This window comes from Rhodococcus sp. AD45-ID (assembly GCF_003023755.1).
Classification (GTDB): domain Bacteria; phylum Actinomycetota; class Actinomycetes; order Mycobacteriales; family Mycobacteriaceae; genus Rhodococcus_F; species Rhodococcus_F globerula.
Window position 1 is genome coordinate 297,840 of sequence record NZ_PYHL01000002.1, and the last position, 19,568, is coordinate 317,407.

General features: G+C 62.3%; 12 protein-coding genes. 7 read left to right on the top strand and 5 right to left on the bottom strand.

What is annotated here, in order from left to right; genetic code table 11:
- Positions 1 to 169 precede the first annotated feature (169 nt).
- Entirely contained in the window at positions 170 to 1,450 is a 1,281-nt protein-coding gene (gene clpX / locus C7T36_RS17530; protein ID WP_033232860.1) for an ATP-dependent Clp protease ATP-binding subunit ClpX, read from the top strand.
- Positions 1,451 to 1,535: 85 nt separating this feature from the next.
- On the opposite strand, the gene C7T36_RS17535 is transcribed toward clpX, so the two are convergent.
- From C7T36_RS17535 to C7T36_RS17545, 3 genes are all read right to left on the bottom strand, one after another.
- On the bottom strand, positions 1,536 to 2,873 hold the full coding sequence (locus C7T36_RS17535; RefSeq protein ID WP_033232862.1) for an MFS transporter: 1,338 nt from the start codon (positions 2,871 to 2,873) through the stop codon (positions 1,536 to 1,538).
- A 205-nt stretch (positions 2,874 to 3,078) separates the two neighbouring features.
- Complete coding sequence (locus C7T36_RS17540; protein ID WP_045066929.1) at positions 3,079 to 5,301, bottom strand: glycoside hydrolase family 3 C-terminal domain-containing protein; 2,223 nt, start codon at positions 5,299 to 5,301, stop codon at positions 3,079 to 3,081.
- Between the two features lie 50 nt (positions 5,302 to 5,351).
- Complete coding sequence (locus C7T36_RS17545; RefSeq protein ID WP_045066930.1) at positions 5,352 to 6,026, bottom strand: TetR family transcriptional regulator; 675 nt, start codon at positions 6,024 to 6,026, stop codon at positions 5,352 to 5,354.
- A gap of 114 nt (positions 6,027 to 6,140) precedes the next feature.
- On the opposite strand from C7T36_RS17545, the gene aroQ reads away from it, so the two are divergent.
- Genes aroQ through C7T36_RS17560 form a run of 3 tightly spaced genes read left to right on the top strand, consistent with a single transcriptional unit; the run spans position 6,141 to position 9,372 of the window.
- Positions 6,141 to 6,590: a type II 3-dehydroquinate dehydratase gene (gene aroQ, locus C7T36_RS17550; RefSeq protein WP_045066931.1), complete on the top strand. Its 450-nt coding sequence runs from the start codon at positions 6,141 to 6,143 to the stop codon at positions 6,588 to 6,590.
- A complete protein-coding gene (locus C7T36_RS17555; protein ID WP_045066932.1) occupies positions 6,590 to 7,468 on the top strand; it encodes a shikimate dehydrogenase in 879 nt (292 codons plus the stop codon). The genes aroQ and C7T36_RS17555 overlap by 1 nt, the downstream gene beginning before the upstream one ends.
- Positions 7,465 to 9,372: a sugar phosphate isomerase/epimerase and 4-hydroxyphenylpyruvate domain-containing protein gene (locus C7T36_RS17560; protein ID WP_045066933.1), complete on the top strand. Its 1,908-nt coding sequence runs from the start codon at positions 7,465 to 7,467 to the stop codon at positions 9,370 to 9,372. The genes C7T36_RS17555 and C7T36_RS17560 overlap by 4 nt, the downstream gene beginning before the upstream one ends.
- On the opposite strand, the gene fdhD is transcribed toward C7T36_RS17560, so the two are convergent.
- Both fdhD and C7T36_RS17570 read right to left on the bottom strand, forming a co-directional pair.
- The gene (fdhD, locus tag C7T36_RS17565; RefSeq protein WP_045066934.1) at positions 9,329 to 10,198 is read right to left on the bottom strand and encodes a formate dehydrogenase accessory sulfurtransferase FdhD; all 870 of its coding nucleotides are present in this window, start codon (positions 10,196 to 10,198) and stop codon (positions 9,329 to 9,331) included. The genes C7T36_RS17560 and fdhD overlap by 44 nt on opposite strands.
- Before the next feature lies 1 nt (position 10,199).
- Complete coding sequence (locus C7T36_RS17570; RefSeq protein ID WP_172936710.1) at positions 10,200 to 12,509, bottom strand: FdhF/YdeP family oxidoreductase; 2,310 nt, start codon at positions 12,507 to 12,509, stop codon at positions 10,200 to 10,202.
- Positions 12,510 to 12,591: 82 nt separating this feature from the next.
- On the opposite strand from C7T36_RS17570, the gene C7T36_RS17575 reads away from it, so the two are divergent.
- From C7T36_RS17575 to C7T36_RS17585, 3 genes are all read left to right on the top strand, one after another.
- Positions 12,592 to 13,200, top strand: a complete 609-nt coding sequence (locus tag C7T36_RS17575; protein WP_045066936.1) for a GNAT family N-acetyltransferase — start codon at positions 12,592 to 12,594, stop codon at positions 13,198 to 13,200.
- Positions 13,200 to 15,227, top strand: a complete 2,028-nt coding sequence (locus tag C7T36_RS17580; protein ID WP_045066937.1) for a S9 family peptidase — start codon at positions 13,200 to 13,202, stop codon at positions 15,225 to 15,227. Before C7T36_RS17575 ends, C7T36_RS17580 begins: the two co-directional genes overlap by 1 nt.
- Positions 15,228 to 15,373: 146 nt before the next feature.
- The gene (locus C7T36_RS17585; RefSeq protein ID WP_045067887.1) at positions 15,374 to 19,507 is read left to right on the top strand and encodes a bifunctional nitrate reductase/sulfite reductase flavoprotein subunit alpha; all 4,134 of its coding nucleotides are present in this window, start codon (positions 15,374 to 15,376) and stop codon (positions 19,505 to 19,507) included.
- The last annotated feature ends 61 nt before the right edge of the window (positions 19,508 to 19,568 follow it).

Below are 19,568 nucleotides of genomic sequence, written 5' to 3' on the forward strand. Positions count from 1 at the left end.
AAGACATGCCTGAACTATTTCCCCGACAATATTCTTGATAATCCGTCGACGAATCGCCGACAACAGGTCGACCGTGGTTCGGAACAACGGGTACCGTCACATCACGGGCTGGTTCTGGATCTGCGTTCTGGCGAGTGCACGTACACGAAGGAAGTAGGGACCTCACGAGATGGCACGCATCGGCGACGGCGGGGATCTGCTCAAGTGTTCTTTCTGCGGTAAGAGCCAGAAGCAGGTCAAGAAACTCATTGCAGGACCCGGGGTGTACATCTGCGACGAGTGCATCGACCTCTGCAACGAGATCATCGAGGAAGAACTGGCCGAGTCGAGTGAGGTCAAACTCGACGAGCTGCCGAAGCCCGCGGAGATCCGCGATTTCCTCGAGAACTACGTCATCGGTCAGGACTCCGCCAAGCGGACGCTCGCAGTGGCTGTGTACAACCACTACAAGCGTATTCAAGCCGGCGACAAGGGCCGCGATGCCCGCGGCGAAACCGTCGAACTCGCAAAATCCAACATCTTGATGCTCGGTCCTACCGGCTGCGGTAAGACGTATCTCGCGCAGACCTTGGCGAAGATGCTCAACGTTCCGTTCGCGATTGCGGACGCAACGGCCCTGACCGAGGCGGGTTACGTCGGTGAAGACGTCGAGAACATTCTGCTCAAGCTGATTCAGGCTGCGGATTACGACGTCAAACGCGCCGAGACCGGCATCATCTACATCGACGAGGTCGACAAGATCGCTCGCAAGAGCGAGAACCCGTCGATCACCCGGGACGTCTCCGGTGAGGGTGTTCAGCAGGCTCTGCTCAAAATTCTCGAAGGCACGCAGGCCAGCGTTCCGCCGCAGGGTGGGCGCAAGCATCCGCATCAGGAATTCATCCAGATCGACACCACGAATGTGCTGTTCATCGTTGCCGGTGCGTTTGCCGGCCTCGAACGCATCGTGTCCGATCGGGTAGGCAAGCGCGGTATCGGCTTTGGTGCCGAGGTGCGCTCCAAGGCAGAACTCGACACAGTCGATCGTTTTGCCGAGGTCATGCCCGAGGATCTGATCAAGTTCGGTCTGATTCCCGAGTTCATCGGCCGTTTGCCGATGATCGCGTCGGTCACCAATCTCGACAAGGCATCGCTCGTCCAGATTCTGTCCGAGCCCAAGAACGCTCTGGTGAAGCAGTACCGTCGACTGTTCGACATGGACGGCGTGGAACTCGAGTTCACCGAGGAAGCCCTCGACGCGATTGCCGATCAGGCCATTCTCCGTGGCACCGGTGCCCGTGGACTGCGCGCCATCATGGAAGAAGTTCTTCTCCCCGTGATGTACGACATCCCCAGTCGCGACGACGTCGAGAAGGTTGTGGTGACCGCCGAGACCGTCATCGACAACGTTCTGCCGACTATCGTCCCGCGTAAGCCGGAGCGCGGCGAACGCCGCGACAAGACGGCTTAACGTCAAAACAGGCTTAACGTCAAAACAACTGTGGCCCGGCATCTCTCGCGAGATGCCGGGCCACAGTTGTTTGTGGGGTGTTCGACTAGATCGGGTTGCCGAGTTCCTTGAGCGGGGTGCGGAAGGTTTCCTTGGCGGTGAAGGCTGAGATCGCACAGATGACGCAGGCGACCGAGGTCAGAATTGCGACGGGCATCCAATGGGTCTTGTCGCCGCCCATCAGAGCGTTGCCGATGGCGGGTGCAAAGCCGGCGAGCGCAAATCCGACCTGGGTTCCGATTGCGATACCCGAGTAGCGGACCTTGGTGTTGAACATCTCGGAGTAGAACGACGGCCAGATGGCGTTGGGTGCCGCGTAGAAGACGGACATCAAGCCGATTGCCGCAAGGAAGATGAGCGGAACGTTTCCACTGGCGATCGCACCGAAGTAGACGTAGATGAAGACCGCGCTGCCCAGGGCGCCACCGACGAAGAGCGGTCGACGGCCGATTCGGTCGGACAATATCGCCCAGGCAGGCTGGCTGATCAGTGCGACAGCGTTTGCGGCAATGGCAACCCACAGCATCGTGGACTTGGGGATTCCCACTTCTTCAGTGGTAGCGAAGGCAAGACCGAACACGGAGAAGATGGTCGACACGACGGCGATGAAGGCGCAGCAGATGACGCGGACCAGATTTGCGCTGTGTGTGCGAAGCAGGTCGGCGACGGGGAGCTTCGCAACGGCCTTGGATTCCTGCTGCTCGATGAACTCTTCGGGCTCTTCGAGCTTGAGTCGCATGATGTAGGCGGCAATGAGAACGATCAGGCTGCCCCAGAACGGGATTCGCCAACCCCAGGTGTAGAGAATGTCGTCGGGCAGCGCCGCGATGGGGAGGAATACCAGGCTGGCGAGGATGAATCCGGCTTGAGTGCCGTTGAGTGTCCAGCTGCAGAAGAAGGCGCGTCGGCCTTCCGGTGCGTGTTCGAGAGTGAGTGAGCTCGCGCCACTCTGCTCGCCGGCCGCGGAGATGCCCTGGGCGATGCGCATCAGGACGAGCAGTATCGGCGCGAACACTCCGATCGAGTCGGCGCTCGGGATGCATCCGATGAAGAAGGTGGCTGCGCCCATCATGATGAGTGTCAGCAGCATGATCTTCTTGCGGCCGACGCGGTCGCCGAAGTGTCCGAGAACCACGGCGCCGACGGGACGCGCGATATAGGCAACTCCGAATGTCGCGAGGGAGAGCAGTGCCGCGTGACCGCTGTCGGGGAAGAACACCGTCGGGAAGATGAGCGCGGCGGCTGATGCGTAGATGTAGAAGTCGTAGTACTCGAGCATGCTGCCGAGGAACGACGACGTAGCGGCGCGTTTGACCTTGGTGGTGTCTGTTGTGGGCAAGTGCCCTGCCTCAGGTCCCGACGGTGTGACCGTGCTAGCTGACATGCTCATCTCCTGGTGGAAGCGAAAGTGGAGGGCTCTACATCCGCGACGTGGTGTTCGGCGTACTTGTTCGTACTTTGAACGTTTGTGCGGAGAGCGATACACAGAATGTAACTGACGCCACACCGACTACACAAGATTATTAACCAAATAGTTCATAAAAATCTAGCTACGTTTCGGTTGGTTATCGAAACCCCAGTTCAGAGAGCTATGGCTGAGGCCGCTGTGTGGCCGCAACCAGTGCGGCTACCTGCTCCTGCGTGATGCCGAGGCCGAAGGCCGCGAGTTTGCCGAGCGGCATGGAACCGGCCATGGCCATCAGTTCGGGCGCTATCGGCGGGGAATCTTCGGGGGCGGCAGCGGCCATCGCGGCGCCGAGAACTGGGCCTCCGACCGGATGTGCGAACCACTCGGCGATGGTCGACATGGCGTTCAGCGGGCGAGGTCCGATGTTTCCCGGCAGGGTGATCCTGTCCGTGGTTGCAATGTCGCGCGAGGAGAAGCCGACGCGAACGTCGTAGTCACCGGCTTCGACGGCCCAGTCCTGGTCCTTGGCGGACCAGTAGGAAAATGCGCGCGGGTCGAGTGTGATCGTCGTGGTTGTCGATTGCCCGGCTTCGAGGTGGACTTTGGCAAAGCCCTTCAGCTCTTGGGTAGGGCGGTCGACGGCAGAGTCCGCGTCGTGGACGTATACCTGGACAACCGTGCTGCCGGCTCGATCACCGGTGTTGAGCACGGTCACCGTGATCTCGGCAGAATTTTCTCCAGTGGTGATTGCGGTGTCGGTGACGGCAAAGGTGGTGTAGCTTCGCCCGAAGCCGAAGGGGTAGGCAACGTCGTGGTCGACGGAGTCGTAGTAGCGGTATCCCACATACAAACCTTCCCCGTATCGGACGTGTTGCGCAGATCCCGGGAAATGAAGGTATGACGGGTTGTCTTGCAGCCGAAGGGGAATCGTCTCGGTGAGGTGGCCGGACGGGTTGACGAGACCGAACAGGATGTCGGCGATCGCCGACCCGCCTGCCTGGCCGAGAAGCCATCCTTCGAGGATGGCGGCGGCGTACATGCGCCACGGGTTGATCGAGACGACGCCACCGTTGGACAAGACCACGACGGTGTTCGGATTGGCGCTGTGCACTGCTTTCAGCAGGGCGATCTGGTCGGCGGGCAAGTCGATGTCCGAGCGGTCGAACCCCTCGGATTCGGTGGCTGACGGGAGGCCGAGGAAGAGGACGGCCACGTCGGACCTGCGGGCAGCGTCGACGGCTTCGGTGACTTTGTCGCTGTCCGGGGTGCCGTCGAAGGTGAATCCCGGAGCGAAGGTCACGCGGTCGGAACCCGCGATGGCCAGGATTGCGTCCAGCGCATTGTCGAGGGTGGTCGGTACTACCTGCGAACTGCCGGCGCCCTGGTACCGCGGACTGCAAGCGAACTCGCCGATGACCGCGACGGTCTGCCCTCCCGGGGTCAGGGGGAGGATCTCACCGTCGTTTTCGAGGAGGACCGCGGATTCGGCGGCAGCGGTCCGGGCGAGTTCATGGTGATTCGCAGCGTCGTAGGTGTGGCCCTCGATCCGAGCGCCTGCGGTACGGTCGACCAGCGTCGCCACCCGCTCGGCAGCTGTGGTCACGACGGATTCGTCGAGGTGGCCGTTGTGCACGGCGTCGACGATCTGTCCGTCGGCGCCCGAGGGAGGCATCTCCAAATCCAGACCGGCGGCAATCGCCGCAACCCGGTCGTTCACGGCTCCCCAATCGGAAACGACAAGGCCGTCGAATCCCCACTGCTCGCGCAGAACTTCGGTGAGCAGCCAATGGTTCTGGCTCGCGTAGACGCCGTTGATCTTGTTGTACGAGCACATCACCGTGGTGGGCGCTGCCGTGGTGACCGCGTACTCGAATCCAGCGAGGTAGATCTCCCGCAGGGTTCGCTCGTCGATATCGGCGCTGACCCGCATGCGGTCGTGTTCTTGGTTGTTGGCGGCAAAATGCTTGAGCGACGTACCGACGCCGCGGGACTGAATACCGATGATCAGTGCGGCAGCCACGCGGCCGGATACGAAGGGATCCTCGGAGACGTACTCGAAGTTCCGCCCGCACAAGGGGGATCGTTTGATGTTGATACCGGGGCCGAGAAGGACCGAGACCTGCTCGGCTTTGGCTTCGTCGCCCAGCGCTTCGCCGACGCGGCGGATGAGGTCGAGATTCCAGGACGAACCGAGTCCGACGGCCGGCGGGAAACACGTGGCCGGGATACTCTGACCGAGCCCCAGTGCGTCACCGCCCTCCGGTTGTTTGCGAACGCCGTGCGGGCCGTCGGTCAGCAGTATTGACGGAATTCCGGCGACAGCCTGGCTGTGCCAGAAATCCGATCCCGAGGTCAAGGAAGCCTTGTCCTCGAGTGAAAGTCCGTGCGCGCTGTTCTCGGTCACGTGTGTCCTCCCGGTTGCGAGTGCTCCGAAGTCAATTAGTTGGTAGTCGGTCAGGCGGGGGTAGGCGCCGTCAGGAAAGCGACGACCATGTCGCCGAGCATGGTTCGCAGGTGCTCGCGATGCGTCGGGGCGATGAGGTCGCGGTTGAAGAGTGCTTTGAATGTGTAGCGGTTGGCGATGCGGAAGACGCAGAAACTGCTGATCAGCATGTGCACGTCGAGAGCGTCGACGTCGTCTCGGAACGTGCCGGCCTTCTGGCCGTCGAGGAGGATCTGTGACACCAGGTCCGCGGCGGGAGCGCCGAGTCCGCTGAGCACTTCGGACTTCTCGATGTACTCGCCGCGCAGCATGTTCTCGTTGGCCACCAGGCGAATGAAGTTCGGGTGCTGCTCGTGGTGATCGAAGGTGAGTTCTGCAAGTGCGCGAACAGCTGCCGTCGGATCAAGGCCCTCGAGATCGAGTTCACGCTCCTGCGCCCGGATTACGCTGTACGCGTGTTCCAGAACCGACTTGTACAGCCCTTCCTTGTCGGTGAAGTAGTAGTAGATCATGCGTTTTGTGGTGTGAGTCTTGGTGGCGATCTCGTCCACGCGGGCTCCGGCGAAACCCTTGTCGGCAAACTCCTCGGTCGCGACGGCGATGATGTTCACTCGGGTGAGATCGCTGTTTCGACGTCGTTTCTCGGGCTTGGATGCCAGTGCATTCGCGGAGTGCTCGGAGACCATGGACCTCACTCTATCTGCGACGGAGTTGGGTGAGTTCCTTGTCGAGTGCGCGTCGGAGGAGTAGTGTCCGATAAATTAACTCACTAGTTCGTACATTAGCTTCGAGGTGACCCGATGGCAGTATCAAGACCGATCCTGGTTCTCAACGGACCCAATCTCAATCTGTTGGGGCAGCGCCAACCGGAGTTCTACGGTCGGGACACCCTTGATGACGTAGTTGCCCGCTGTGAGGTCGCGGCCGCAAACTTCGGTGCCGTCGTCGAGGCAAAGCAATCGAATCACGAGGGTCAGCTCATCGACTGGATCCACGAAGCACGCGGACGAGTTGCCGGCATCGTGATCAACCCCGGCGGCTATTCGCACACGTCGGTCGCCTTGCGGGATGCGCTGGTCACGCTGGAAGCTCCCGTTGTCGAGGTTCATATCAGTAACATTCACAGTCGTGAAGACTTCCGTCAGCACTCGTACGTGTCCGGAATTGCAGACGCCGTCATCTGCGGACTGGGGATCGACGGATACAGCGCCGCAGTCGAGTTCGTGTGCGTCCGAGGAGAAGAGAACTGATGAGCGAGACAATTCTCTGTGGTCTTATCGGCACAGGAATCGGTGCGTCCCTGACGCCGATCATGCACGAGGAGGAGGGACGGGCGCAGTCTCTGCCGTACGTCTACCGCATCCTCGATCTCGACGTGATGGGGCTGGCACCGTCGGATATCGGTGAACTGCTCACCTACGCCAAGCGTTTCGGCTTCCGCGGCCTCAACATCACCCACCCGTGCAAGCAGTTGGTGATCGAGCATCTCGACGAATTGTCCCCTGACGCAGCAAAACTCGGAGCCGTCAATACGGTCCTCTTCGAGGGCGGCAAAGCGATCGGTCATAACACCGACTGGTCCGGCTTCGGACGTAACTTCGACACGGGACTCCCCGGCGCGAAGCTGGACCGGGTGGTCCAGCTCGGTGCCGGCGGCGCGGGTGCTGCCGTTGCGTATGCGGCGCTGACGCGCGGAGCTCGCGTGCTGACATTGGTGGATTCGAGTCTTGCTCGGGCGCAGGAACTTGCGCGGACGTTGGCAGTGCAGTTTCCCACTCAGAGCGTGGTAGCGAAGCACACCGACGACCTGGCCGATGCACTTGCCGACGCCGACGGGTTGATTCATGCCACCCCGATGGGAATGGCCGCGCACCCCGGTATGGCCTTCTCCCCGGATCTTCTGCGCCCGGACCTGTGGGTTGCGGAGATCGTGTACCGCCCCCTCGAAACAGAGCTCCTTCGCCAGGCGCGCTTGATCGGTGCCCCGACGCTCAGTGGCGGCGGGATGACCGTTTTCCAAGCCGTCGACGCCTTCCGGATCTTCACCGGTATCGAGCCGGACAGTGATCGGATGCTCGCCCACATGACCGCCCTTGTTCAGGGTGAGCAGGCGGCGGTAGCACGATGAGCACTCCGGTTCGAACGTCGATAGCAACCGTGTCACTCAGTGGCACCCTCGAAGAAAAGCTGGTTGCGATTGCCGCGGCGGGCTTCGACGGTTTTGAGGTGTTCGAGCCGGATTTTGTCGCCTCGCCGTGGTCGCCGAAGGAACTGCGCACGCGGGCCGCGGATCTGGGGCTGACCCTGGATCTGTATCAACCGTTTCGTGATTTCGATTCCCGGAGCGAGGATCAATTCGCCCGGAATCTTGTTCGGGCGCAGCGCAAGTTCGAGCTCATGGAAGAGCTGGGCTGCGAAACACTGCTTGTGTGTTCCTCGCCGTTGCCGACGGCAAGCCATGACGACGGTCAGTTGGTCGAACAATTCTCGGCGCTGGCAGAGCTGGCGTCCGAGCACGGCAAGAAGGTGGCGTACGAGGCGCTGGCCTGGGGCGGACACGTCAATACTTACCGGCATGCGTGGAAGATCGTCGAGGAAGTCGATCACCCGTCACTCGGAACCTGCTTGGATAGCTTCCACATCCTGTCCCGCGGTGACGATCCCGCTGGAATCCGGGATATCCCCGGTGAGAAGATATTCTTCCTGCAGTTGGCGGACGCACCGTTCATGGCGATGGACATCCTTCAGTGGAGCAGGCATCACCGAAACTTCCCGGGGCAGGGCAGCTTCGACCTGAGCACTTTTGCCGGGCACGTCCACGCCGCCGGCTACACGGGACCGTGGTCACTCGAAATCTTCAACGACGTGTTTCGTCGGGCCGACACACAGCGAACGGCAGTCGACGCCCACCGGTCGCTGCTCCACTTGGAGGAGCAGGTGTCCGCCGCCGTGTCGGTCGGGGACGGACCCGAGTTGTTCACGGCACCGGAGCGGACTCCGCTCGAAGGTATCGTCTCGCTGCGCGTCGCGGCCGGACCGGCCAAGCAGGATCAGCTTCACACGATGCTGTCTTCGGTGGGCTTTCACCTGGTCGGACGCCATCGTGATCACGATCTGCAGTTGTGGCGCCACGGCCTTCTGACCATCGCCGTCGACGCGACGGCTGGGACGGTGTGGAGCGCGCCCGGTCTCCCGGCCGACCTGCCGGTTCTCACTCAGATCGGTATCCGCGCAACTGAACCCGAGGTGTGGGGCAGGCGAGCACTCGCGTTGGAGGTACCGGTCGAACAGGTGCGGTTGCCAGGTTCGGCGGACGAGAATGCCGAAGTTCCGGACGTCGTCCGTCTGAAGGTCACCGACGCGACGTCGATCGACCTACGCGGCCCAGGCAGTGCGGCGGCGTGGGAATCGGCGTTCGACATCTACCCGCTCTCGGCCGCCCGCAACCGCGCGGAGGCGTCGGTGCTCACGGGCATCGACCATGTTGCCCTTGCCGTCCCGGCCGAGAGTTGGGACTCCGTCATGCTGCTCCTGCGGTCGGTCTTCGAGATGCATCCGCACGAGGGGCTGGATGTCACCGATTCTGTGGGACTCATGCGGAGCCAGGCGCTCACCCTCGTTCAGGACGGTTCGGGAAACACTCTGCGCATCTCGCTGAACATGGTGGACGGCAGCCGAAGTGGGTTGCCCACCGTGCGCCGCGGCGGCGTCAGCCACGTTGCCTTCTCGTGTGAGAATATTTTTGCCGCGGCAGCCACCATGGCGGACTGGGGCTATGCGCCGCTTCCCATATCGCCGAATTACTACGAAGATCTCGAAGCGCGCTTCGGTCTCAATGCCGAACTGCTCGACCGTATGCGCGGCGCGGGAATCCTCTACGACGCGGATGCTCACGGCGAGTTCTTCCACCTTTTCACCCCGACCGTCGGCGCCGACCTGTTCTTCGAGGTCGTTCAACGCGTGGGTGGGTACGAGGGTTACGGCGAGGTCAACTCCGCTGTGCGACTGTCGGCTCAGCTGCGCGCGGAGTAGGGACGACCTCGATTCGGTGCGGGTGGGAGTAGACGTTCATCGAATCGCCGCGGATGAAACCGGCAAGCGTCAGTCCCGACTCCTTTGCCAGTTCCACGGCCAGTGACGACGGAGCCGAGACGGCACCGAGGATCGGAATGCCGGCCATGACGGCCTTCTGGACGAGTTCGAACGACGCCCTGCCGCTGACGATCAAGATCGTGTCGTACAGGGGTACTCGGCCGTCGGTGATGGCCCAGCCGATCACCTTGTCTACCGCATTGTGACGGCCGACGTCCTCGCGGAGAGCAAGCAGTTCGCCTGTGGTGGTGAACAATCCGGCTGCGTGCAGGCCGCCGGTGGTCTCGAAGATGCGCTGTCGTCGTCGAAGCGTGAGCGGCATTGACGACAGCGTGGTCGAGCGGACGGTGGTGGTGTCGCCGACCAACGGGTGCTTGGTGGTTGTCCGGACGGCGTCGAGTGAGGTTTTGCCACAGACACCGCACGCAGAACTCATGACGGTATGTCGGTCCGTGGTGTGATCCGGCAACGGCACTCCGGGAGCCAGAGCGATGTCGAGGACGTTATACGTGTTTGCACCGGTCTCGTCGACGCCGTCGCAGTAGCGAACGATGCTGACATCGTCACGGGTGGCGATGACGCCCTCGCTGAGAAGAAATCCGTGCACGAGGTCGACGTCGTTGCCCGGTGTTCGCATCGTCACCGCCAGAACCAGGCCGCCGACCCTCATTTCGAGTGGTTCCTCGACGGCCAGCGTGTCGGGGCGCGTGACGACCCGGTCACCCGAGATTCGAACGACCGGTGTTCGTGCGGTGACTCGTCCCATCTCAGGCGCCCGATGCTTCGAGTCGAACCGTGACGGCCTTCGACACCGGCGTGTTCGATTTGGCTGCAACATGTTCGAGAGGGACGAGGGGATTGGTCTCCGGGTAGTAGGCCGCAGCGTTGCCGCGCGGCGTGTCGTAGGAGACGATGCGGAATTCCGTGACCCGACGCTCTTCCAGTGTGCCGTCAGGTGTCGTCCACTCGGACACTATGTCGACGAGATCGCCGTCGCGGAATCCGAGTGCGGTGATGTCGTCGGCGTTGACGAGAATGACCTTGCGGCCGCCCTTGATCCCGCGGTATCTGTCGTCGAGGCCGTAGATCGTGGTGTTGTACTGGTCGTGGCTTCGCATGGTCTGCAGAATCAATCGGCCGCTGGGGGTGGGCAGCCACTTCAGTTCGTTGACGCCGAAGTTGGCTTTGCCGGTGTGCGTGTGGAATTCGCGCGAATCGCGCGGCGGGTGTGGCAATTGGAATCCGTCGGGTTGGCGGACGCGAGTGTTGTAGTTCTCGCAGCCCGGCACGACGCGTGAGATGGAGTCGCGGATCAGGTCGTAGTTTCCCTCGAAGGCGGACCAGCGTACGGAGTGATCACTGCCGAGGAGTTCGCGGGCGAGTTGGCAGATGATGGCGACTTCACTGCGCAGGTACGGGCTGACCGGGTTCAGTCGCCCGCGCGAGAGGTGCACCATCGACATGGAATCCTCCACGGATACCAGCTGTTTGCCGCCGGCTTGGACGTCGAGGTCGGTGCGGCCCAAGGTGGGGAGGATGATCGCGGTTTGCCCGTGGACAACGTGGCTGCGGTTCAGTTTGGTGGAGACCTGAACGGTGAGTTCGCATTGGCGCAGCGCGGTTTCGGTGGCGGCGGTATCGGGACTGGCCTGGATGAAGTTGCCGCCCATAGCCATGAAGAAGCTTGCCTTGCCTGCGTTCATGGCCCGGATCGCGTCGACGGTGTCCCAGCCGTGCTTTCGCGGCGCCGTGATCTTGAACTCGGTGTCGAGAGCGGCCAGGAATTCTTCCGGCATCTTTTCCCAGATGCCCATCGTGCGATCGCCCTGGACATTGGAGTGCCCGCGAACGGGGCAGACACCGGCGCCTGGCTTGCCCATCATTCCGCGCATCAGCAGGAGATTGACGGCTTCCTCGATGGTCGCAACTCCGTGTGCCTGCTGAGTCAGACCCATCGCCCAGCAGATGACGGTGCGTTCGGAACGAGCGAGGGCCGACGCTGTTTCGGTCAGTTGCGCCATCGTCAGCCCGGTTGCTTCGAGAACGGTGTCGAGATCAACAGCGCGAACGTTCTTTTCGTAGTCGTCCCAGCCCGCGCAGTACGTGTCGACAAATGCGCGGTCGACGACCGTGCCCGGGTTGCGGTCCTCTTCCTCGAGGAGAAGTCTGCCGAGTCCCTGGAACAACGCCATGTCGCCGCCGAGACGAATCTGCAGGAATTCGTCCGCGATGTCGACACCGTGACCGACCACGCCGGAGACCTTCTGCGGATCCTTGAAGCGTCGCAGTCCGGCCTCGGGAAGCGGGTTGACTGCGATGATCTTGGCGCCGTTGCCTTTTGCCTTCTCGAGTGTCGAGAGCATTCGAGGGTGATTGGTGCCCGGGTTTTGCCCGGCGATGAGTATGAGGTCGGCGTTTTCGAGGTCGGGAACCGTCACGGAGCCCTTGCCGATGCCGATCGACGCGGTGAGGGCGCTGCCCGACGATTCGTGACACATATTCGAGCAGTCCGGCATGTTGTTCGTGCCGTAGCTGCGAATCATCAACTGGTACAGGAACGCGGCCTCGTTGGAGGTGCGACCGGACGTGTAGAACACGGCTTCGTCAGGGGAGGTGAGGGAAGTCAGGTGATCGGCGATCAGCGCGTAGGCGCCTTCCCAATCGATGGGTTGGTAGTGCGTCGCACCGGGAGTGAGCACCATCGGGTGCGTCAGGCGTCCTTGCTGACCGAGCCAGAAGTCGGTCTTGCCGTCGAGTTCCGCGATCGAGTGCTCGGCGAAGAACTCCGGTGTGACGGTGCGCAGAGTCGCTTCCTCGGCAACAGCCTTTGCGCCGTTCTCGCAGAACTCGGCGGGCTTGCGGTGACCTGGAGTTTCGGGCCACGCGCAACCGGGGCAGTCGAAACCGTGGCGTTGATTGAGCCTGGCCAAGGTGCGCGCGGTCCGGAGAGCGCCCATCTGTTCGACACCACGTTGCAACGAGACGAGGACAGCGGGAACGCCCGCGGCGTAATCCTTCGGGTGCGTGACCTCGAGGTCGGATTCGTCGATGTCCTTGATGGGGCCCTTGCGCGTCATGACTCCATACTCTCCCGAATGCGATGGGTATGCCATGAAAGCGGAAATGTGTGTCGCGTCGCCTTGCCGGTACGCTCGCACGATGGGTGTGAACGTGCGGCCGGCTGAAACCGCAGATATTCCAGCACTTGCAGAAGTCCTCGCAGACGCGTTCGAGGATGACCCGCTGATGGTGTGGATACTGCCCGACGAGGAATCGCGCCGCGCGCGGTTGGCACGTTTGTTTGCCGCCGAAGTTCGCTATCACCACCTGGCCGGAGGTGGGTCGGAAGTAGCGGTCGACGAGAACGGCGTGATCGGGGGAGCGGCACTCTGGGATCCGCCGGGGCGATGGAAGCAGTCGACGTGGGAGTCCGTGATCAGTTTTCCGGCGGTGGTGCGCGCATTGGGAACCCGCATGATGGTGGGTGCCGAAGTGGGTGGGGTCCTCGAGAAGGCTCACCCACAGACGCCGCACTGGTATCTCGCCACCATCGGTACCGGAGCGCAGGCGCGCGGCGGCGGGTACGGCAAGGCGCTGCTGAACTCGAGGCTCGATCGGTGCGATCGCGATCGGATGCCGGCTTATCTCGAATCCAGTAAGAAGGAGAACATCCCGTACTACAACCGTTTCGGATTCGTAGTGACCGATGAAATCGTGATACCTGATGGAGGACCTACCGTTTATCCGATGTTGCGGGAGCCGAAGTGATGTTGCCTGAGCTGCACGGCGGTACGCCGTTCGACGAGTTGGACGATTACATCGCCTTGCCGAGACTGTCGGGTCTGGCACTCTCGGTGGACGGATCGAGGCTGATCTGTGGGCGCGCGGTTCTCGACGACACCGGTACCGAATACGTATCGTCGCTGTGGGAATTCGATCCGCAAGGCCGTCGGCAGGCCAGGCGATTGACCTGGGGCACAACCAGCGAGTCCGGTGCCACGTTTGCTTTCGACGGTGACATCCTCTTCACCGCAACACGTTCCGTGCCGGGGGAGGACTCGCCGCAACCGGCACTGTGGCGGTTACCTGCCGACGGTGGTGAGGCGAGCGTGGTGTGCCGTCGCGGCAGCGGCGTGTCTTCGGTGACGGCCGCGCGGTCGGCCCCGACTTTTGTTGCGCACACCCCGGTGATGGCGTCGGCGCGTGGGCTGGAGCACGACGACGAGATCCGCGCGGCCCGCAAGGACGGCAAGGTCACGGCGATGCTCCACACCGGATATCCGGTGCGGTACTGGGATCACGATCTGGGGCCGGATCAACCGCATCTTGTTGTCGGGGAATCCGATTCGGAGGGTGCTGTTGTCCTGCGCGACGTGACACCGAGCGCCGGTGCGGCACTGCGCGAGGGTTCGATGTCGATCAGCGCTGACGGTTTGTTTGTCGTGTCCACGTGGGCCGTGGGAGATTCCGGCGCTGCCCGTCGCTCGACCATCGTGCGGATCGACACGGTGAGCGGGGATCGAGCCACACTGGTGGACGACGCCGAGGCCGACGTGCACAGTCCGTCTGTGTCCCCGGACGGCACTCGCGTCGCGTTCATTCGCGAAACTCTCACAACTCCGGATCATGCGCCACGAGTGTCCTTGGGGCTCTACGATTTCCGGACGGGCGCCGTAACCGCTGTTGCCGACGGCTGGGATCGCTGGCCGACGTCGCTCGCGTGGCTCTCGGACGGATCGGGCTTGGTCGTCACTGCCGACGATGGCGGTCGCGGGCCCGTCTTCACCATCGATCTGTGGGGTCAGCCTGTGCGGCTGACCAAGGATGCTGCCGCCTACACCGACATTCGAGTGTCTGCGGAGGGTGAGTTCCTCTACGCGCTGCGCGCATCGTACGAGGCTCCGCCGCACGTGGTGCGTATTGCTCTTCGCTCGGGTGAGGTATTGCCGTTGCGCGGGCCTGACGCGTTGCCGGAACTGCCCGGCACCCTGACGGAGATCAGCGCCAGGGCGCAGGACGGGACACAGGTTCGGAGTTGGTTGGCGTTGCCGACCGGTGCTGCTGCTCATGCGCCGGTGCCGTTGTTGTTGTGGGTGCACGGTGGTCCGTTGAATTCGTGGAACACGTGGTCGTGGCGGTGGAACCCCTGGCTGTTGGTGGCAAAGGGGTACGCGGTGCTGTTGCCGGACCCGGCCTTGTCCACGGGATACGGCCAGGACTTCGTGCAGCGGGGGTGGGGCCAGTGGGGCAAAGCTCCCTTCACCGACTTGATGGCTGTGACCGACGCCGCCGTGGCACTTCCCGAGATCGATCCGAACCGCACCGGCGCAATGGGCGGTTCATTCGGTGGCTACATGGCGAATTGGATTGCCGGCCATACCGACAGGTTCGACGCGATTGTCACCCACGCGAGCCTGTGGGCGCTGGATCAATTCGGTCCGACGACGGATTCGGCGTGGTATTGGCAACGGGAAATGTCACCAGAAATGGCCGTCGACAACTCACCGCACCTCTACGTGGCGGATATCAACACCCCGATGTTGGTGATTCACGGCGACAAGGACTACCGCGTTCCGATCGGTGAGGGGCTGCGCCTCTGGTACGAACTTCTTGCGGAGTCCGGATTGCCTGCCGACGCTGACGGAAAGACCGATCACCGGTTCCTCTACTTCCCGGACGAGAACCACTGGGTCCTCAAACCGACTCACACCAAAATTTGGTACGAGGTGGTGATCGCTTTCCTGTCCGAGCACATCCTGGGTGAGGACGTCTCCCTGCCGGAGATACTCGGCTGATCAGGACTGTCGGCGCCTCACATCGCGGCAAACGTCGCCGTGAGGAAAGAGTGATTGACCCGCAACGTCGGACACGAAGGCCCGAAACATCGGCATCCGATGATCAATATCGACCTTGATTCTCGGTCGAAGGGATGCAAGGAACGATGGGCGCTCAACTCGGTACTACTCAGCTCGGAACCACTAGTGTCGACACACTCTGCGCATACTGCGGAGTGGGTTGCGGTCTGGTGCTCGACATCATCACCGATCCGGAAACGGGACGTAGGAAAGCGGCAAAATCGTCGGGTCTGAAGACTCACCCCACGAATTTCGGGCGGTTGTGCACCAAGGGCAGCACAACTGCGGACATGTTGGCCGGACCTGGGCGCATGGAGTCCGCATACCTACGGCACAGTCGCGGCGGTGCGATCGAGGCAGCGGACATCGATGCTGTGATCACCGAGACGGCGCACCGGCTGCGCTCGATGGTCGACGAGCACGGCCCGGATGCCGTTGCGTTGTACGTGTCGGGGCAGATGTCTCTCGAGGCCCAGTACCTGTCGAACAAACTGGCCAAGGGATTCATCGGAACCAATCAGATCGAATCCAATTCTCGGCTGTGCATGGCCAGTGCCGGCACCGGTTACAAGCAGTCCCTGGGCGCCGACGGACCGCCCGGTTCCTACCAGGACTTCGAACACGCAGATGTGTTCTTCGTGATCGGCGCGAACATGGCGGACTGCCATCCGATCCTGTTCCTGCGGATGATGGAACGCGTCAAGGCGGGCGCGACATTGATCGTCGTCGACCCTCGACGCAACGCCACTGCCGACAAGGCAGACCTGTTTCTTCAGATTGCACCCGGCACGGATCTTGCGCTGCTCAACGGACTGCTGCACCTCCTGGTCGAGGACGGTCGCACCGATCCCGAGTTCATCGCCGAGTTCACCGAAGGCTGGGAGGTCATGCCCAGCTTCCTCGCGGAGTACACGCCGGACAAGGTCGCTGAATCCACCGGTATTCCCGAGGCGGACATCCGCGCCGCCGCCCGGTTCATCGGTGAGGCCGGCAACTGGATGAGCTGCTGGACAATGGGTTTGAATCAGAGTACCCACGGAACGTGGAACACCAACGCAATCTGCAACCTGCATCTCGCCACCGGCGCGATCTGCAAAACCGGTAGTGGCCCGTTCTCGCTGACCGGTCAGCCGAACGCCATGGGTGGCCGCGAAATGGGATACATGGGGCCAGGTTTGCCTGGTCAGCGCGCGGTGATGTTCGACGGCGACCGTGAATTCGTGGAGGACCGGTGGGGCATCCCACACGGGTCGCTACGCACGGACGTCGGCGGTGGAACCATCGACATGTTCACCCGGATGGCGGCCGGAGAGATCAAGGCGTGCTGGATCATCTGCACCAATCCCGTTGCAACGGTGGCCAATCGAAAGACGGTGCTCGCCGGCCTGGAGCAAGCTGAGCTTGTCATCACCCAAGACGCATTCCTCGGCACCGAAACGAACGAATACGCCGACGTTCTGCTCCCGGCGTCGTTGTGGACCGAATCCGACGGAGTGATGATCAACTCCGAACGCAACCTGACGCTCTTCCAGCAGGCGTTGGACCCGGTCGGCCAAGCATTACCGGATTGGCAGATCATCGCCCGGATCGCGTGCGAGATGGGTTATGCCGACGCATTCACCTATACGTGTGCAGAGGACGTGTTCGAGGAGATCAAGCAGTTCTGGAATCCGAAGACCGGTTACGACCTGAGGGGCGTGACGTACGAGCGCCTCCGCAAGAACTCGATCCAGTGGCCCTGCCCACCTAGCAGTGATCAGGACCGCCACCCCATTCGATACCTCAATGACGGTGTCAGTCAGCAATTGCTTGTCCGGGACGACGGCAGTACTCCGCGCCTCGCGTTCCCTACCGCCAGTGGCCGCGCGTCGTTCTTCGCCCGGCCACACATGCTGCCCGCCGAAATGCCCGACGACGACTACCCGTTCCTGCTCAACACCGGACGTCTGGCACATCAGTGGCACACCATGACCAAAACCGGCAAGGTCGCCAAACTCAACAAACTCAACCCCGGCCCATTTGTCGAAATGCATCCCGACGACGCCGCTCGGTTCGGTATCGCCGACAAGGACGCGATCGAGGTTGCCTCACGCCGCGGCCGCGCGGTGCTGCCCGCTCTGGTCACCGACCGGGTGCGCCCGGGGAACTGCTTTGCGCCATTTCACTGGAACGACGCATTCGGTGAGTACCTGACCATCAACGCCGTCACCAACGATGCAATCGATCCGGCGTCGCAGCAACCGGAGTTCAAGGCCTGCGCTGTCACCTTGACCAAGGTCGCCGTCAGAGCGCCGGAAGCTACTCCCGTCGAGAGGACAACGCACGTGTCGAGGGTCGACGTTCTCGCTGATGTCTTCGGTCAAACCGATGCGCCTGCACCAGCATTCGATCCACTCGAACAGCAGTATCTCGCCGGACTTCTCGCCGCGCTGCGATCGGATGCCGACCGTACGCCTGGGGTCCCGACCTTGCCACCGACTGCGCCCTTCGATTCGGGCAAGCGGATGTGGGTCGACGGTGTCCTGGCCGGCTTGTACTCACGATCTCTCGTTTCGGGTGGCCCCCCGAAGCCCGACGCGCAGCGGGAACAGATTGTGGTGCTCTGGGCGTCGCAAACCGGCAACGCCGAGGAATTTGCCGCAGCCTGTGCGACTCGGTTGGGGGGAGTCGGCTTGCCGGTGCGGGTATACGGGATGGATGAGTTCTCGGCCGCCGATCTTGCGGACACTCGTGAACTGCTGCTGATCACCAGCACGACCGGCGACGGAGATCCGCCGGACAACGGCAGCGGATTGTGGGACGCGTTGACCGGGGACGAAGCGCCTTCGCTAGCCGGGACCCGCTATTCCGTCATCGCTTTCGGTGACTCCAACTACGACGACTTCTGTGGTCACGGGCGCAAACTCGACGCTCGGCTCGCGGAACTCGGCGCAACCCGCATCGTCGATCGTGTCGATTGTGAACCGGACTACGAGGACGATGCTGCCGGTTGGTTGGACGCGGTCGCGACTGCAGTGGGGGACGTGACTGCAGTAGGAGATCAGCCCAGCCCCGTTGTGGTCGGAACGTCTCGTGTGAGTTCACCGCCGGACAGTTCGCGCCAGTACAGCAAGAAATCTCCACTGATCACCAGCCTGACCCGAAATGTTGTTCTCAATCGCCCGGGTTCGACAAAAGATGTGCGCCAGTTGGGCTTTCATCTGCCGGAGGGCACCGTCAGCTACGAGGCCGGCGACGCCCTGGGTGTCTGGCCCCGCAACAGCACTCCGATCGTGGACGAATGGCTCTCGGTTGCCGGTCTCGACGGCGAGAGCACAGTCGAACTGGGGGAGTACGGCGCGATGACGCTGCGTACCGCGCTCTCCGAACGCCTCGAGATCACGCGCGTCAACAGTGATCTGCTGCGATTCGTGCATCAGCGGACCCGGGACACTGATCTGGCGGAACTGCTGAAGCCGGAGAACAAGGCCGTGCTCAAGGGTTGGTCGTGGGGCAGGCAATCCGTCGACGTGTTGGCCCAGTCTCCGGTTCGGGCTTCCGTCGACGACTGGCTCGGTGTGCTCAAACCTCTTCAACCGCGGCTGTATTCGATTTCGTCGAGCCCGAAGGAGAATCCCAACGAGGTGCAGCTGACTGTCTCCGCCGTCCGGTACAACGTCGTGGGTGTCCCGCGGCGTGGGGTGTGCTCGACGTACCTGGCCGATTACGCCGGTAGTGACGACATCGGCATCTACGTGCAAAAATCCAGTCATTTCCGGCCGCCGTCGGATCCTGCGGCGCCCATGATCATGGTGGGGCCGGGCACCGGCATCGCGCCCTTCCGGGCCTTCCTGCACGAACGGCGAGCATTGGGGCATACCGGACCGAACTGGCTGTTCTTCGGGGAACAGCACGCCGCTACCGACTTCTACTACCGCGAAGAAATCGAAGAGCTCCGCAGAGACGGATTCCTCACAGAACTCGACGTCGCGTTCTCCCGGGACCAATCGGAGAAGATCTACGTCCAGGACCGAATGCGTGAGCGGGGTGCGCTGCTGTGGGAGTGGCTGCAGAACGGCGCACACTTCTACGTGTGTGGTGACGCGGAGCGGATGGCCAAGGATGTCGACGGCGCCTTGAGCGGTGTGGTCGCACAATACGGAAAGCTTGCACCCCGTAGCGCCGAGGCATACGTCAAGGCACTGGCAGCGGAGAAACGCTACGTACGTGACGTCTACTGATTTACGAAGCCTCAGTTGCGGCGGTGAGAGGTGCAAATTCACGCTGGACGGGGGAGTCATT